General features: G+C 57.3%; 17 protein-coding genes. 11 read left to right on the forward strand and 6 right to left on the reverse strand.

The genetic code is table 11. The annotated features are described in order from the left end of the window. Positions 1 to 4: 4 nt before the first annotated feature. The 5 genes from V6L81_RS15560 to modC all read left to right on the forward strand — a co-directional run bounded on the left by V6L81_RS15560 (position 5) and on the right by modC (position 3,490). Positions 5 to 172 (forward strand): hypothetical protein, encoded by a 168-nt coding sequence (locus V6L81_RS15560; RefSeq protein ID WP_095000182.1) that lies wholly within the window; start codon positions 5 to 7, stop codon positions 170 to 172. A 3-nt stretch (positions 173 to 175) separates the two neighbouring features. Beyond that, on the forward strand, positions 176 to 826 hold the full coding sequence (gene alkB, locus V6L81_RS15565; protein WP_095018547.1) for a DNA oxidative demethylase AlkB: 651 nt from the start codon (positions 176 to 178) through the stop codon (positions 824 to 826). Between the two features lie 124 nt (positions 827 to 950). Then, positions 951 to 1,718 (forward strand): molybdate ABC transporter substrate-binding protein, encoded by a 768-nt coding sequence (modA, locus tag V6L81_RS15570; RefSeq protein WP_095019906.1) that lies wholly within the window; start codon positions 951 to 953, stop codon positions 1,716 to 1,718. Beyond that, positions 1,719 to 2,399: a molybdate ABC transporter permease subunit gene (gene modB, locus V6L81_RS15575; protein ID WP_095000179.1), complete on the forward strand. Its 681-nt coding sequence runs from the start codon at positions 1,719 to 1,721 to the stop codon at positions 2,397 to 2,399. It begins immediately after the preceding gene. 2 nt (positions 2,400 to 2,401) lie between these two features. Beyond that, on the forward strand, positions 2,402 to 3,490 hold the full coding sequence (gene modC, locus V6L81_RS15580) for a molybdenum ABC transporter ATP-binding protein (RefSeq protein ID WP_095000178.1): 1,089 nt from the start codon (positions 2,402 to 2,404) through the stop codon (positions 3,488 to 3,490). Here the strand turns inward: modC and V6L81_RS15585 are convergent. Then, positions 3,465 to 4,763 carry a Wzz/FepE/Etk N-terminal domain-containing protein gene (locus tag V6L81_RS15585; RefSeq protein ID WP_338660121.1) on the reverse strand — a complete coding sequence of 433 codons (1,299 nt, stop codon included), beginning with the start codon at positions 4,761 to 4,763 and terminating at the stop codon, positions 3,465 to 3,467. The two genes, modC and V6L81_RS15585, sit on opposite strands and share 26 nt — an antisense overlap. A 349-nt stretch (positions 4,764 to 5,112) precedes the next feature. Here V6L81_RS15585 and V6L81_RS15590 point away from each other — a divergent pair, with 349 nt between their 5' ends. Next, a complete protein-coding gene (locus V6L81_RS15590) occupies positions 5,113 to 6,048 on the forward strand; it encodes a LysR family transcriptional regulator (RefSeq protein WP_095024650.1) in 936 nt (311 codons plus the stop codon). Here V6L81_RS15590 and surE read toward each other — a convergent pair. Both surE and hemB read right to left on the reverse strand, forming a co-directional pair. Beyond that, on the reverse strand, positions 6,045 to 6,821 hold the full coding sequence (gene surE / locus V6L81_RS15595) for a 5'/3'-nucleotidase SurE (RefSeq protein WP_338660122.1): 777 nt from the start codon (positions 6,819 to 6,821) through the stop codon (positions 6,045 to 6,047). The two genes, V6L81_RS15590 and surE, sit on opposite strands and share 4 nt — an antisense overlap. Positions 6,822 to 6,902: 81 nt before the next feature. Beyond that, positions 6,903 to 7,877, reverse strand: a complete 975-nt coding sequence (gene hemB, locus V6L81_RS15600; RefSeq protein ID WP_095000174.1) for a porphobilinogen synthase — start codon at positions 7,875 to 7,877, stop codon at positions 6,903 to 6,905. A gap of 250 nt (positions 7,878 to 8,127) precedes the next feature. On the opposite strand from hemB, the gene V6L81_RS15605 reads away from it, so the two are divergent. The 4 genes from V6L81_RS15605 (at position 8,128) to V6L81_RS15620 (ending at position 12,088) form a co-directional block, all read left to right on the forward strand. Then, a complete protein-coding gene (locus V6L81_RS15605; protein ID WP_019822791.1) occupies positions 8,128 to 8,424 on the forward strand; it encodes a helix-turn-helix transcriptional regulator in 297 nt (98 codons plus the stop codon). Between the two features lie 54 nt (positions 8,425 to 8,478). Then, complete coding sequence (locus tag V6L81_RS15610; RefSeq protein ID WP_095018544.1) at positions 8,479 to 9,489, forward strand: NAD(P)-dependent alcohol dehydrogenase; 1,011 nt, start codon at positions 8,479 to 8,481, stop codon at positions 9,487 to 9,489. A gap of 80 nt (positions 9,490 to 9,569) precedes the next feature. Then, the gene (locus V6L81_RS15615) at positions 9,570 to 10,043 is read left to right on the forward strand and encodes a YbaK/EbsC family protein (RefSeq protein ID WP_338660123.1); all 474 of its coding nucleotides are present in this window, start codon (positions 9,570 to 9,572) and stop codon (positions 10,041 to 10,043) included. A 173-nt stretch (positions 10,044 to 10,216) separates the two neighbouring features. After that, positions 10,217 to 12,088, forward strand: coding sequence for a DUF3857 domain-containing transglutaminase family protein (locus tag V6L81_RS15620; protein WP_153380291.1), 1,872 nt, complete (start codon positions 10,217 to 10,219; stop codon positions 12,086 to 12,088). Between the two features lie 61 nt (positions 12,089 to 12,149). On the opposite strand, the gene pgm is transcribed toward V6L81_RS15620, so the two are convergent. Then, positions 12,150 to 13,790 (reverse strand): phosphoglucomutase (alpha-D-glucose-1,6-bisphosphate-dependent), encoded by a 1,641-nt coding sequence (gene pgm, locus V6L81_RS15625; protein WP_095000170.1) that lies wholly within the window; start codon positions 13,788 to 13,790, stop codon positions 12,150 to 12,152. Between the two features lie 197 nt (positions 13,791 to 13,987). Here pgm and eco point away from each other — a divergent pair, with 197 nt between their 5' ends. Beyond that, complete coding sequence (gene eco / locus V6L81_RS15630; protein WP_095000169.1) at positions 13,988 to 14,470, forward strand: serine protease inhibitor ecotin; 483 nt, start codon at positions 13,988 to 13,990, stop codon at positions 14,468 to 14,470. A 114-nt stretch (positions 14,471 to 14,584) separates the two neighbouring features. Here eco and V6L81_RS15635 read toward each other — a convergent pair whose 3' ends face one another. Next, entirely contained in the window at positions 14,585 to 15,682 is a 1,098-nt protein-coding gene (locus V6L81_RS15635) for a PQQ-dependent sugar dehydrogenase (protein ID WP_370688636.1), read from the reverse strand. A 69-nt stretch (positions 15,683 to 15,751) separates the two neighbouring features. Continuing rightward, the gene (locus V6L81_RS15640; protein ID WP_095019900.1) at positions 15,752 to 16,105 is read right to left on the reverse strand and encodes a hypothetical protein; all 354 of its coding nucleotides are present in this window, start codon (positions 16,103 to 16,105) and stop codon (positions 15,752 to 15,754) included. Positions 16,106 to 16,147 lie beyond the last annotated feature (42 nt).

The following is a 16,147-nucleotide window of genomic DNA, read 5'->3' on the forward strand; positions in this document are numbered from 1 at the left end:
TACCGTGCAAACCACCAAGTACGTGATCAAGTACAAGCTCAACGGCGAGCGTCGTTTCGAGTTTGCCCAGCTCCAGTCGGGATCGGAACAAGAAGCTCGCGCAGCACTTGAAAAGATCCATGGCGATGCTGACGAAGTAATTACCGACATCAAGGCAAGCAAGGCACTTTAAGCCGTGGACTTGTTTGCCGAGCAGGACCTGCAGCAGCCCGCCCGTGTCGAGCGTATCAGCGACCAGGCGTTTGCGCTTCGCGGGTTTGCCTTGCCCAAGGCCAAGGAGCTGCTGGCAGCCCTTGATAGCGTTCTGCTCCAGGCACCCTTGCGCCAGATGCAGACGCCCGGTGGCTACACCATGTCCGCCCGACTGAGCAGTTGCGGTGCTCTGGGCTGGACCACTGACCGCGATGGTTACCATTACAGTCCGCTCGATCCGCTAAGTGCCCGACCCTGGCCAGCCATGCCCGGCGTCTTCCTGGCGCTGGCTGCAGCGGCGGCCAGCAGCGCAGGCTTTAGCGGTTTTGTCCCTGATTCCTGCTTGATCAATGCCTATGCGCCAGGCGCAAAAATGTCGCTGCATCAGGATAAAAACGAGCGCTGCCATACCGCACCGATTGTTTCCATTTCTCTGGGGCTGCCGGCGATTTTTCAGTTTGGCGGTTTCGAACGAAGTGACCCGACTCAACGAATAGCATTGTTTCACGGCGACATCATGGTCTGGGGCGGCGTTGACCGCCTGCGGTATCACGGAGTAATGCCCATCAAGCCCGGGCATCACTCACTGTTGGGCGAACAGCGGATCAATATCACCCTGCGTCAGGCAGGCTGAACCGCAGTTACCTGCTTCACTTCCCCCTTTCCTCGCACGCACGCTGACAAAGCGCTGTAAATATTTCTATATAGCGGATATCTTGCCAACGCCTGACACGGCCTAATAAAAACGGAGTTTTGCCATGAATGTTCGTGCCCGCCCCTTTATCCCTGCCGCGCTGGCTGTTCTGATCGGATGTACCGCATTCACTTCGGTCCAGGCCGATGAAGTGCAGGTTGCCGTGGCAGCCAATTTCACGGCGCCAATCCAGGCCATTGCCAGCGACTTTGAAAAAGACACCGGGCACAAGTTGATAGCGGCCTATGGCGCAACAGGCCAGTTCTATACCCAGATCAAGAACGGTGCACCATTCGAAGTGTTTCTGGCCGCAGATGACACCACCCCCGAGAGACTTGAAAAAGAAGGCGATACCGTTCCCGGTTCACGCTTCACCTACGCCATTGGCACCCTGGCGCTGTGGTCAGCCAAAGAGGGTTATATCGATGGCACCGACAAAGCGCTGCTGGCCAATCAGTACACGCATCTGTCGATCGCCAACCCCAAAGCCGCGCCCTACGGCCTGGCAGCAACGCAAGTGCTGGCCAAACTGGACCTGACTGACAAGGTCAAGAACAAGATCGTTGAAGGCCAGAACATTACCCAGGCCTACCAGTTCGTTTCCACGGGCAATGCCGAGCTGGGCTTTGTCGCCCTGTCGCAGATCTACAAAAACGGCAAAGTCAGCGACGGTTCGGCCTGGATTGTGCCCGAGGCGATGCACGACCCGATCCGGCAAGATGCCGTTATCCTCAAAAAAGGCGAAAACAACCCTGCTGCCAAGGCCCTTGCCGACTACCTTAAAGGTCCTAAGGCCACCGCCATTATCAAATCCTATGGTTACCACCTGTAAATGCCGCTCACGAGTGCTGACTTCGCAGCCATCTGGCTGACTCTGCAACTGGCGTCGCTGACCACCCTCATTTTGTTGCTGGTCGGCACTCCCATCGCCCTGTGGTTAGCGCACACCCGCTCGCGGTTGCGCGGCCCCATCGGGGCGATTGTGGCCCTGCCACTGGTTTTACCGCCCACTGTCATAGGTTTCTATCTGCTGCTGGCGATGGGGCCCAATGGTTATGTTGGCCAGCTCACCCAGTACCTGGGTCTGGGCACACTGACTTTCAGTTTCGCCGGGCTGGTGATCGGTTCGGTGATCTACTCCATGCCCTTTGTCGTGCAGCCTTTGCAGAATGCATTTACGGCCATTGGCCCCAGACCGCTTGAAGTCGCCGCGACTCTGCGGGCCAACCCGTGGGATACCTTCTTCAGCGTCATTGTACCTCTGGCCCGACCCGGCTTTATAACGGCCTCTATTTTAGGGTTTGCCCATACGGTCGGTGAGTTTGGCGTGGTACTGATGATTGGCGGCAATATCCCGGAAAAAACCCGTGTGGTGTCGGTGCAGATCTACGACCATGTCGAAGCGCTGGAATATGCTCAGGCACACTGGTTGGCGGGAGCAATGGTGGTGTTTTCCTTTCTGGTGCTGCTGGCGTTGTATTCAAGCCGCAAATCGCAAACCGGCTGGAGCTGAAGATGACGTCGCAGATCAACCTTCGGTTGCAGCACCGCTACCCCGGTTTTGCTCTCGACCTGGACCTGCAACTGCCGGGCAAGGGGGTCACCGCCCTCTACGGTCACTCCGGCTCGGGCAAGACCACCTGTCTGCGTTGTATCGCCGGTCTCGAACGGGCCAGCCAGGCCTATGTACAGGTCAATGATCACATCTGGCAAGACAGCCAGCGCAATCACTTCGTACCGGTGCACCAGCGGGCGCTGGGCTATATCTTTCAAGAAGCGAGCCTGTTCCCCCACCTGTCGGTGCGGGCCAATCTTGAATTCGGCCTCAAGCGCATTGCCCATCAGGAACGTCGAGTGGATCTTGCCCATGCCACCGAACTACTGGGCATCACCCACCTGTTGACGCGGGCGCCGCACAACTTGTCCGGCGGCGAACGCCAGCGGGTCGGTATCGCCCGGGCCTTGCTCACCAGCCCGCAACTGCTGTTGATGGACGAGCCCCTGGCCGCACTGGACAACCAGCGCAAAGGCGAAATACTGCCCTACCTTGAGCGCCTGCACGCCGAACTGGATATCCCCGTGCTCTACGTCAGTCATTCTCTGGACGAAGTTGCGCGCCTGGCCGATCATATTGTGTTGCTCAGCGAGGGCAAGGTATTGGCCAGCGGCCCTGTCAGTGAAACCCTTGCCAGGCTCGACCTGCCACTGGCGCGCGGGAATGATGCCGCAGTGGTGATTGAGGGCCGGGTCAGCGATTACAACCTAAACTACCAACTGTTGACTCTGCACCTGCCCGGCAGCGCCCAGCAGCTGAGGGTTGCCCATGCCTCAATGGCCATCGGCCAGCCGTTGCGCGTCAAAGTGCAAGCCCGGGATATCAGCCTGACCCTGGCCCCGTCGGAGCACAGCAGCATCCTTAATAGCTTGCATGCAAGGGTGGTCAGCGAAACGGCCGCCGACAACCAGGCTCATGTGCTGATACGCCTGGATGCCGACGGCACTCCCCTGCTCGCCCGGATAACCCGTTACTCCCGGGACCAATTGGGCCTGCACCCCGGGCAATTACTATGGGCGCAGATCAAATCGGTGGCTGTTCTGGCCTGATGCCTTGCTTGCGCCGCTGGAGCAGGAAGCGCACGGTCGCAATCGTCAGCCCCGCCAACAGGCCCAGAACCAGTGCCAGAGCGACTATCAGGGCCTTTTTCGGCTTGATCGGATCAGTCGGCATCTGTGCCTTGCGATCAATACTGACCAACCCAAGCTGGCTCATATCCGTATTCAGGCGGCCAAGGCGCACGGCTTCGGCACGCAAGGGCTCGATGTCATTGAGGAATACATCCTCATTTGAGCGTTTACCAAGCATTTCGACCTGGCGATTGACCTCAAGCAATTGGATCTTTTTGCGGATCTGCGAGATACGGTTATCGGTAAAATCGTCCGTGGTTCGCTTGAGCAAGGCTGCACGCTCGGCCTCCAAGGCCTGGGACCCCATAAAGTACAAGGGGATACTTTGCGAAGTGATTTCGGTGCGCACCAGCCTGGCCGATGAGCCCTGCGCCGCATCAGCCATCGCCGACGGTGTGGTCGGACGGGTAATACCCAGGGATTTGGCAATGGCGATAGCTTCGTCAAGCTGCTGTATGCGCGCTTCCCGCTCGATTTTCAGCTGCAGGCGCAAGGCCTTCAGCTCATCCTCCAACTGCGCCTTTTGGAGGCTGTCAGTTTCAAGGAATGTGGCAATTTTTTCTTCTTTATCAGATGTATAGCTTGAGCGTGCGGCATTTATCTGGGCGTCCAGCTCTCTGAGCCGGTTACCAATAATAACCTTGAGGTCGGCACTGATTTGCTCGCGCTGCTTGGTGATCGCGTAGTCAACAAAACCATTGAGAATCGCAACCCCATCAAGGGAGGCCGGGTATGTTAGCTCCAGCTTGAGATAAGGATTATCTGAACTGGCCTTATTGGGCGCAGGCTGAACCAGATTGAATGCATCCCGGTTAAACACTTCGAAGCTTTGCTCCAGACTTCTGCCAGGTTGAACCATAGGTTTGAACAAGTCCTGGTGGTCGCGAAAAAAACTCAACCGGTTTTCATAAGACTCAAGTGCCAGGCCAACTTTAAGCAAGGCATCAGGAGCAGGCAGGGTATAAACCTGGGAGCGGTTAAGGGCATCAAGCTCATTGATAGCTGCAGGGCGCAGCAGGCTGCTGGTTTGATAGACCTGTTGCGCAAACGACACATAGCCAAGTGCCATCAATCCGGCAATGACTACGGTGCCGCCAATCAGTTTTTTTTGTCGCCAAAAAGAATGGATCAAGTCAAAAAAATCGATCTCAGCGTCGACTTTACGTCCTTGTGGGTACTGATGAATAGTCAAATGAATGCACCTTGTAAATAAAGCTTAGTCAAGCTGGCTACTGAGGGCGTATCGATCACATGATGACGCAATGTGTTTGACAGGCAATTCCTAGAAAAATTCGCATCTTTATAAATCAAGCACATAGAACAACAAAAGCAAGTAATTAGAAAATGATATCCAACATCTTTATTAAAAATAGGATGCACCCTAGTTTCTAATGAGAATTGCCTCACAAAAAATAAAGGCAAAATAACAATGTGTCTGTGCCGTTTTCATCGAATCTCCACGCCAGGACGGCACAGCTTCCTGGACTGTGTAATTATTGCCGCCACAAGAAAGCACGCTTACGTGTGGGGTAATAATCAGAATGGATATTTTTCAGGCGATGCGGGTGTTTGTCCGCGTAGTCGAAACCGGCAGCTTTACCGCTGCGGCGCAGGCTCTGGGTTATTCAACGGCGCAAACCTCACGGTTGCTGTCAGAGCTTGAGTCCTCGCTGCAAGCACGGTTGCTGCAGCGCAGCACACGGCGCCTGGCCTTGACCGAGGTGGGTGCGCGTTACCTGGAACGCTGCCGGTTGATACTGAGCGAGATTGAAGATGCAAATGCTGAAGCAGCGGGGGCGCACTTGATCCCCCGTGGCCATTTGCGTGTGCAATCAACTACAGGCCTGGGGATCCAGCTACTGGCACCGCTGGTAGCCCGTTACACGGAGCTGTATCCGCAAGTCCATGTCGATCTCACACTGTCACAACGCCAGCCCGATCTGCTTGAGGAGGGCCATGATCTGGTGATTACCCTGTCGGCCCACCTGCCGGACTCGGAATTGATCGGCCAACCGCTGGGCAGCATTTTCAGTGTCATCAGTGCTGCGCCTTCCTACCTCGAGGGTCGGAACATCCCGAAGGTTCCTGAGGATCTGCACCAACACCGCTGCCTGCATCTGGTTGACCCATTGTTTACCGACAGCTGGACCTTTCGTGATGATGAGGGCGAGCAAGTCATCCGCCCCGGTAACGTATTTCAGGTCAACGTGGCCGAGGCCATGGCGAAGGCCGCCGAGGCCGGGCTTGGAATCTGCCTGCTGCCTGATTATGTGGCGGTGGGTTCTTACCAGCGCGGCTCACTGGTGCGCCTGCTGCCGCATTATCGGCTGCATGAAAAAAACATCTATGCACTCTACCCTTCCCGGCGATTTCTGGATGCCAAGGTCAAGACTTGGGTCGAGTTTTTGAAAGAGGAGATACCCAAAGTGCTTGAAAGACACCAGGCCATCGTCGATGACCCGGCGCACTGGGCTTAGACGACTTGAACCGCCGTACGCAGATGCTCGCGCAAGGCGATGGCGGTGCGATCAAACTCCAGTGGTGTCACTGAAATACCACCCTGGGTGACCACGCGGGTTTCGGTATCCAGCGCTTCCGGGTGCTGGTGGCGAGTGATGCTGAGCCAGTAATACTTGGCTTCGCGAAAGTCGGTACGCTCGATGGCTTCCACCCCGTCCATGCGACCGGTGCCCTGGCGGGTGATCTGGATCGGGCCGGCCTCATCGGCAGGCACGTCAGGGAAGTTGATGTTCAGGCACGCCGACTGCTCCCAGCCCTTGCCCAATAGTTGCCGGATAACACCAGGAGCCAGTGCACGGGCCGTTTCCCAGCGTACCGAGCTGCGGCGGGTAAAGTACTGGCTCAAGGCGATGGATGGAACGCCCATCAACAAGCCCGTCATGGCAGCACCCACGGTTCCTGAAAACAGGGTTTCAACCCCAAGGTTGGCACCTTTGTTGATGCCGGAGAGCAACAGCTGCGGGGGTTTATCCAACAACTGCTGCAAGGCCATCGCGACACAGTCTGCCGGTGTTCCTGAAACCGAAAAACGCCGCTCGCCACGTTTTGTGACGCGCAAGGGGTGGTGAATACTGATTGCCGTGGATATACCGCTCTGGTCATGGTCAGGCGCCACGACCCACACTTCGTCCGCCAACTCACGGGCCACCGCTTCCAGCACTGCAAGGCCTGGTGCGTCGATCCCGTCGTCGTTGGTGATCAAGATTCGTTCGAGTCGAGCGTCTGGCATGAGGGGGCTCCTTGTGTGGGATGAAGCAGCTGCAAGCTATCAGATAAAACTAGCTTGATGCTTGCAGCTTGCAACTATCCCTTAAATTCCCTGCAGGGCCAGATCCATCGCGAAATAAGTCAGGATCATGTCGGCACCGGCACGCTTGATCGACCCAAGGCTCTCGCGAACGACGCGGGCCTCGTCGATGGCCCCGGCCTGGGCGCCAAATTTGATCATCGCGTATTCGCCGCTCACCTGGTAAGCCGCCAATGGCAGATGCGAGGCCTGGCGGATATCGCGAATAATGTCCAGATAGGCACCGGCAGGCTTGACCATCAGCACATCTGCGCCTTCCTGCTCGTCCAGCAATGACTCACGGATTGCTTCACGGCGGTTCATCGGGTTCATCTGATAAGACTTGCGGTCGCCCTTGAGCGCGCTGCCCCCAGCTTCACGGAACGGGCCATAGAGGGCCGAGGCAAACTTGGTGGAGTACGCCATGATCGAGGTGTCGGTAAACCCTGCACCGTCCAGGGCGCTGCGGATGGCCTGCACCTGGCCGTCCATGGCCGCTGATGGCGAGATAAAGTCGGCACCGGCCGCTGCAGCGGCAACTGCCTGCTTGCCCAGGTTGATCAGGGTCGCGTCGTTGTCGACGCCGTGGTCATGCATCACGCCGCAATGGCCGTGGGAGGTGTATTCACAAAAGCAGGTGTCGCTCATCACCACCATGTCCGGCGCGGCATCCTTGCTGATACGCACCATGCGCGACACCAGGCCATCTTCACGCATGGCATCGCTGCCGGTTGCGTCCAGATGATGGGAAACACCGAACAGCATCACCGACTTGATACCCGCACGGGCGTAACGCTCGATTTCACCGGCCAGTTTTGACTCGGGAATACGCATCACACCGGGCATGCTGGTGATCGGCACAAAATCGTCGATTTCTTCTTCGACAAAAATCGGCAGCACCAGATCATTCAGGCTGAATTCGGTTTCCTGAAACATGTCGCGAAGGGTCTGGGAGCGGCGCAGGCGGCGCGGACGTACAGCGGGGAACTGGTTAGGCATCATGGTTCCTGATGGGCAGATTCAAAAAACAGACGAGCCTTGGCTCAATGGCGCAACAAATACAGGATTGATCCTGCAATTGCAAAACATCCGCCCGGCCTGCGGCCGGTGGTCGCGGGGTGTTTCTTGAGGGAAATGCCGGGGCTGACAGCTACACCTCATAGCCTGTATCGCGAGCAAGCCCGCGCACAGGCCAGGGCAATCGGTCATATGCTTGAACATTTCGTTAAAAAGCGTAACATTGCCGACCATGATACTCGAACAGCTCAAAGCCCTGGGCAATGACACTCGCATGCAAATGATGGAGTGGCTCAAAGACCCGCTCAGCAATTTCCCGCCTCAGGATCACGGTGATCCTGCCATCGGCGTGTGCGTGACCCATCTGCAGCACAAGGCCGGGTTGTCGCCTTCTACTGCTTCGGCGCATTTGGCTATCTTGCAGCGCGCCGGCTTCGTCCTGACCACCCGCATCGGCAAGTGGACCTACTACCGACGCAATGAACAGGCGATCGATGACTTTGCGGCTAGGCTGAAAATCGAGTTGTAATTTTTAATTATACATTTCGTTATTTCGCGCAATGTAAAAATATGAGGAAGCCCCATGAGCACCAAAGCAATTTTCGTCCAACCTGGCGGCGGTTATGACAATGTAGTGGTTGGCAGCAGTGAAGCGCGCGCCCCCGGGAACGGCGAAATCACTGTACGTTTGCACGCCAACTCACTGAACTACCATGATTTTGCTGTCGTAAGCGGCATGTGGGGTCCGAGCGAAAATCGCATCCCCATGGCCGATGGCGCAGGCGAAGTAATTGCCGTTGGCGCCGATGTCAGCGAATTCAAGGTGGGAGATTCGGTGGTCAGCACCTTCTTCCCGGACTGGATCGACGGCACCCCTCTGGTGGAAGGTTTTGTTACCGTACCCGGTGATGGCATCGACGGTTATGCCCGCGAGCAGGTAACCGCCAAAGCCACGTCCTTCACCCTGGCACCCACCCGCTGGAGCCATGCCGAAGCGTCAACCCTGACTACAGCCGGCCTGACCGCATGGCGCGCATTGATGGCCGACGATTCGCTCAAGCCGGGCGACACGGTATTGGTGCAAGGCACCGGCGGTGTTTCGATTTTCGCCCTGCAGTTCGCCAAGATGGCCGGTGCAACGGTCATTGCCACCTCCTCCAGCGATGAAAAACTGGAGCGCCTCAAAGCGCTGGGCGCAGACCACGTGATCAACTACCGCAAGGACACCCACTGGGGTGAAACCGCCCTGGCCCTCACCGGCGGGCGCGGTGTTGACCACATTATTGAAGTCGGCGGCCCTGCGACACTTGAACAGTCGATGATTGCCATCCGTGTGGCCGGGCATATCTCGATCATCGGCATCCTCAGCGGCGTTAGCGGCGCAATGAACTTTGTCCCGATGCTGGTCAAGCAAGCCCGCCTGCAAGGCGTGCTGGTCGGTAGCCGCAGCCAGCAGCAAGACATGATTCGCGCCATCAATGCCAACGGCATGCGCCCTGTAATAGATCGCCACTTCCCCCTGACGGACATTGTCGAGGCTTTCAAGTACCAGGAAACCAACCAGCATTTCGGCAAGATCATTCTGGACATCTAACCGCGACATCGCCGATGGCGCATTGACAGTGCGTCATCGGCTTCTCTAGATTCAGGCTTTTGCCCAGAGAGCCGAGTCTGATGAGCCTTGAATCCGTACGCGCATTTTTTCACGCCAACGCCCCTGACCTGCACATTATCGAATTGGCCACCAGCACCGCGACGGTCGCTCTGGCGGCCGAGGCCCATGGGGTGGAACCTGGTCAAATCGCCAAAACCCTGGCCTTTCGCGTCGGCGAACGCAACGTTCTGCTGGTGGCCCGCGGCGATGCACGTATCGATAACAAAAAAATCAAGGATGCCCTGGGCAGCAAAGCCAAAATGCTCGATGCCGAAACCGTCGTTGCCTTGACCAGCCATCCGGTGGGGGGTGTTTGCCCATTCGGCTTGTCCACCGATCTTGCCGTGTACTGCGATATTTCCCTGCAAAGCTTTAGCGAAGTCATGCCTGCAGCCGGGGCTACGCATACGGCGGTGAAAATTTGCCCGACACGCATGGCGGATCTGGTTAACGCGCAATGGGTCGATGTGTGTCAGCCCCTACCTGCCGCCTGAATTCCAGGAAAAGGCTCTGGAACGGGCATCTGCGCGAGGTTGATTGTCTGACAATGTAGAAAATACAGTTGCGATCGATTATCATCCGCTGTTCGCGCAGCATCCTGCAACCGTCTATCAACATAACTAAAACGTCGCAGGGTGCTGTTTCAAGGGAACGACCTGAGGCGCTCATGCACCGCTTTACTTTCAGCAAATCATTGATTTGCGCAACACTGGGGATCGTCAGCCTGCCGTCTTACGCGGCATTGCAACCGGCGTCAGAGGCTGCTCTGGCTGGCGAAACAGCAAAAAACTGCCATTTCAACAAAGACACCAGCACCGACTGCACTACCACGTACCGCTATACCATCCTGACCAACAATGGCCGCGAGATGCTGTCGCGCATCGACTTCAGCTTCCCCGAAACGGATCGGCTGGAGATCATTGACGCCCAGTCGACACAACCCGGTGGCAAACCGGTCGCGCTGGCCCCCTCGCAAATCGATACGCGCATGGCCCCCAACCCCGACCAGGGTTTTCAGCGAGCGCGGCAAACATCGATCGCTTTCCCCAACCTGCGCATCGGCACCCGTATCATGTACACCGTGCGTGAGCATACGGTGGCGAAACCGCTGATGGAGCACTTCCACTACCCGATGATGTTCGGCCCTGCCCCCGTGCGCTCGGATGCCTTCAAAAGCACGTTCACCGCTGAGCAGCCGATGGTCTGGCGCAGTGAGTTGATGGAGGACTTTACCTTCAACCCCTCTTCCGACAACAAGACCCTGGTGATCGAGCAGCAAAAACCGCGCTTCGTGAACTACATCAACGAAGCCGGCAACGCCTATATCCGCCAGATGCCACGGGTTGAAATCGCCAGTTCCAGCCAGGTGCAGGATCACTTCGGCAACCTCGCCGCGCGGTATCAGCAAATCCTCGGCGCCAGCCTGCCTGCGGGCGCCGCCAAGGTTGTTTCGGGCCTCAAGGGTTTGCCTGCCGCCGGGCGAGTGTCAGGCGTGATGCAGTACATCCACGAGCAATACCGTTATATGGGTGACTGGCGCGCCACAGATCGTGGCTATGTACCCTTTACCTTAAAGGAGATCGAAGAGCGCGGTTACGGCGATTGCAAAGACCTGTCCGTATTGCTGACTGCCATGTTGAAGGCCAGCGACATAACCGCGCAAACCGCCTGGGTCAGCCGTGGCAGCAACCCGCTTGGCCTGTTGCTGCCTGGCACAGGCGCAGCCAATCACGCCATCGTCAAGGCTCAAGTCAACGGCCAGGTCTGGTGGCTGGACCCTACCAACCCGGTGTTTATGCCGGGGCGCAGCATGCCCGATATCCAGAATCGCTGGGCACTGGTCATCGATGCCGAAGGCAAGGTGTACCAGGATCATATTCCGGAAGAACAGCCGAGCCTGAGCATGGGCGTGAAGAAGTTCGAACACTTCAATCGTGATGGCCAGGCCCGCACCACGGCTGAAGTACAGATGGGGCAAATGACGCTGATGCAGCTCAGCTACGCCGACACAGACTCCGGGGTTAGTGCCACCGACCTGAACCTGTGCAACCATTTCGGCAAGGAAATCGGCGACTGCAAGATCAGTCGCGAGAAAACCGGCTTTGTCGTACCCGAGCGTTACAAGGTGCAGGCAACGCTGACCAACCTTCGGCCACTGGAAAACCTCTCCGGGCAGCAGGTATACAAACCCGCCTTTGCGAGCGAGCGCTGGGACAGCCTGATGAACTATCGCCGCACCGGTCAGCTGGCGGATTTGTACATGGCCGATCCGGAGACAGTCACCTACGACATCACCCTGTCAGGGGCCGAGGTTGGCAAGGAGATCAAGACCTGCAAGGTGAACTCGCCGTGGTTTGATATGGAGCTGAGCAGCAAGCGCAGCAAAGAGGAGTACCGTTACCTGTACTCCATGACGCAAAAGCACAGCTGGTTGAGCCATGACGAAATCATGAGCGCGCCATTCGAAGCAATGCTCCAGCAAGCCCGTGCCTGCAACGAAAACATGCAGCAAGTGGTGCAACTGGTCACCCGCAGCTGAGTGCTTTGCGCTGAGCCACAAAAAAGCCCGACCCCATTGCGGGGTCGGGCTTTTTATTGGCTTAGGCGATGGCGGTATCGACCAGTACCTGCGCTTCCTCAACCAGACGGCTGAGGTGCTCGTCGCCGATAAAGCTCTCGGCGTAGATCTTGTAGATATCTTCAGTGCCCGAAGGGCGTGCAGCAAACCAGCCGTTTTCAGTCATGACCTTGAGCCCGCCGATGGCCTGATTGTTGCCCGGTGCATGGCTGAGGATTTGAGTGATCGGCTCACCTGCCAGCGTGGTCGACTTGACCTGCCCGGGCGACAGCTTGCCCAACAGCGCTTTTTGCTGCGGGGTGGCCTTGGCATCGACACGGGTGGAGAACGGCTGGCCCAGCTCTTCGGTCATTTTCTGGTACAGCTGAGAAGGGTCGCGACCGGTACGCGCCGTCATTTCAGCAGCCAGCAACGACGGAATCAGGCCGTCCTTGTCGGTCGACCAGACGCTGCCGTCCAGACGCAGGAACGAGGCGCCGGCGCTTTCTTCGCCGCCAAACCCCAGCGAGCCTTCAAACAGACCATCGGCAAACCACTTGAAGCCTACCGGCACTTCATACAGGCGACGATCCAGACGCGCGGCTACCCGGTCAATCAGGCCGCTGCTAACCACGGTTTTGCCCACGGCGGCATCGGCGCGCCATTGCGGCCGGTTGCGGAACAGGTAGTCGATGGACACAGCCAGGTAGTTGTTCGGGGCCAAAAGACCGCCCGATGGCGTAACAATGCCGTGACGGTCGTGATCCGGATCACAGGCAAACGCCACGTCGAAGCGTTCTTTCAGGCCGATCAGGCCCTGCATGGCGTAGCTGGAAGACGGGTCCATGCGGATCCGGCCATCCCAGTCCACGCACATAAAGCGGAACGTCGGGTCGACCGAGGTGTTCACCACGTCCAGATCAAGGCCGTAGTGTTCGCCGATCGCCGACCAGTAGCGCACACCTGCGCCACCCAGCGGATCTACGCCCAGGCGCAGATTGGCGCCGCGCAGGGTGTCCATGTCGATCACGTTTTTCAGATCGGCAACATAGGTATTCAAGTAATCATGACGATGGGTAGTGCTGGCTTTAAGGGCCTGCTCGTAGCTTATGCGCTTGACCCCGGCCAGCCGGGCCGCGAGCAGTTCATTGGCCTTGGCTTCAATCCACTTGGTGACATCGGTATCAGCCGGGCCGCCATTGGGCGGGTTGTACTTGAAACCGCCGCTTTCTGGCGGATTGTGTGAAGGCGTAATCACCACGCCATCAGCCAGCCCGCTGGTGCGGCCACGGTTGTAGCAAATGATTGCGTGGGAAATCGCTGGCGTCGGGGTGTATTCGTCGTCAGCGGCTATCATGGTTTCGACGCCATTGGCGGCAAATACTTCCAGAGCACTGGCGCCGGCAGGGGTAGACAGCGCATGGGTGTCGATACCGACAAACAGCGGCCCGTTGATTCCCTTCATTTGACGATACAGGCAAATGGCCTGGCTGATAGCAAGTACATGCCACTCATTGAAGCTCAGTTCAAATGAACTGCCGCGGTGCCCTGAAGTACCAAAGGCGACACGCTGGGTCGTGATGGCTGCATCGGGTTGACCGGTGTAATAAGCGGTCACCAGTCGCGGAATATCGACCAGCAACTGAGCCGGGGCCGGCTTGCCCGCAAGAGGACTGAGTGTCATGCAAAACCTCGGTAAATTAATGATTCGCAGGAAAAAAAGCAGTTTACTGGCTGTTCGACCCTGGTGCGAAGTAATCTATCCGTACCCGGTGGCCGAACGGGCACTTTAATCGACTGTTAGTTGTCTGAAGTTGATCCCGGGCAGGTTGTTTAATTCAACTGTAGGTATATTTTTAGCTCTGAAATAAGGAAAGCACCATGAAATCACTGGTGATCAGCGCAGCCGTATTACTGTCTTTGAGTACGCTGTGCAGCGTGGCCAACGCCGCCAAACTGGAAGATGTCGCTCCCTATCCAAAAGCCGAAGCAGGCTTTAGCCGTCAGGTCATTCATTTGCCCAAGCAAAAGAATGAAGACGACTACAAGGTACAGATCATCGCGGGCAAGACCCTGCAGGTTGACTGCAACCAGCAGCGTCTTGGCGGTAAGCTGGAAGAAAAAACCCTCAAGGGTTGGGGCTACCCGATGTATCGCCTGAACAAGGTCAGCGGGCCCATGAGCACAATGATGGCTTGCCCTGAAGGCAAGGCGCACCCCGAGTTTGTGCCGGTGGTCGGTGAAGGCTTTATGCTGCGTTACAACAGCAAACTGCCGATCGTGGTGTATGTGCCCAAGGATATTGAAGTGCGCTACCGTATCTGGTCGGCCTCCAAGCAGATCAAGCAGGCTGTGAGCGAGTAAGCGCTTTTATTTTTCATTGTGAGAGCGGGCTTGCCTGCGATGCAGACGACGCGGCTGAACGGTCAGACCGCGTTGATGCCATCGCGGGCAAGCCCGCTCCCACATTGATGAGTGTTATTGCAACCCCACGCGATACAGCACGCCGTCATCCTCATCGGTCAATACATATAAATAGCCATCAGGGCCTTGGCGCACATCGCGGATACGGGCATTGAGATCGCCGAGCATGCGCTCTTCATGCACCACCTTGTCACCGCTCAGTTGCAGGCGTATCAGGTCCTTGTCTGCCAGGGCGCCAATAAACAGACTGTGCTGCCAGGGTTTGAAGCGATCTGAATCATAAAAAGCCATGCCGCTGATACCCGGGGATTTTTCCCATATGTGGTGCGGAACCACAGTGCCTTCGACGATTTTGCCCTGAGCTTCCGGAATCGGCTTGGAAGAGTAGTCAATCCCGTGGGTTGCCAGCGGCCAACCGTAGTTTTTACCGCGCTCGATCAGGTTGATTTCGTCGCCCCCCTTTGGCCCGTGTTCGTGGGTCCACAGGGTCCCGGTCCAGGGATTCAGTGCCGCGCCTTGCTGATTGCGATGGCCGTATGACCAGATTTCCGGCCTTACCCCCTGCTGCCCTGTGAAAGGGTTGTCCTTGGGCACACGCCCATCAGGGTAAATGCGCGCAATCTTGCCTTGCAGCTTGTCCAGATCCTGTGAGGTCGGACGCTGGTTGTTTTCCCCAAGGGCGATAAACAAGTAGCCATCGCGATCGAACACCAGCCGTGAGCCGAAGTGGTTACCGGTAGAGAGCTTCGGCTGCTGGCGAAAGATCACTTCAAAGTTGCTCAATCGGGTCAAATCATCCGACAAGCGCCCACGGCCCACCGTGGTACCGGCCTTGCCGTCTGCACCACCTTCGGCGTACGACAGATACACCAACCGGTCTTCACCGAAGCTGGGCGACAACACCACATCGAGCAGGCCACCCTGCCCCTTGGCCCACACTTGCGGCACACCTGAAAGCGGTGCGGACAATTTACCGTCAGGGCTCACAACTCGCAGATTGCCCGCCCGCTCGGTAATCAGCATGCCTTGCCTGTCGGGCAAAAAGGCCAGTGCCCAAGGATGATCGAGCCCTTCGACCACCGGCGTGACGGTAACGGCCCCGGACTCGGAAACAAACGTATTCTGCCCATCGGCATGGGCCGTGAACGCCATACCGAGCAGCGAAGTGGCACACATTGTGGCCAGCAGGGTTTTTCTCAACATCAACTATTCCTTGTTCGTTTAAGGTTTGTCCCGCGGCTGCAACGAGGGTGCGGTCGGCTTGATTGTCGGTGGCACTGGCGGGTTACGCGGGTAACCATTGCCTATTTTGCCGCTATCAATGCCCTGGGGCTGCACCGCAGGCGCAATACCCGGGCCACTTGCCCCCGGCACGGAAGCACCGGTGCCCTGACGGCTGTTGGGGTTGATACGGCGGATGGGGTTGTTAACGGGCGGGGTGTTGGTGATCGGGGTGTTTTGCGCCAGCTGCTGATACTGAGCCGGCAAAGGTTCTGAAAGGGGTTGCGCCTGTAGCTGGGTGGCGAGTACACCCCCCAGCAGCAGAAATGCAAAACTGGTTCTGAACGTGTTCATCACGCCCTCCGTTTTTGATCGACCTTGAACCTTTGAGGGCCC

The sequence above is a fragment of the Pseudomonas bubulae genome (assembly GCF_037023725.1).
Taxonomy (GTDB): Bacteria; Pseudomonadota; Gammaproteobacteria; order Pseudomonadales; family Pseudomonadaceae; genus Aquipseudomonas; species Aquipseudomonas bubulae.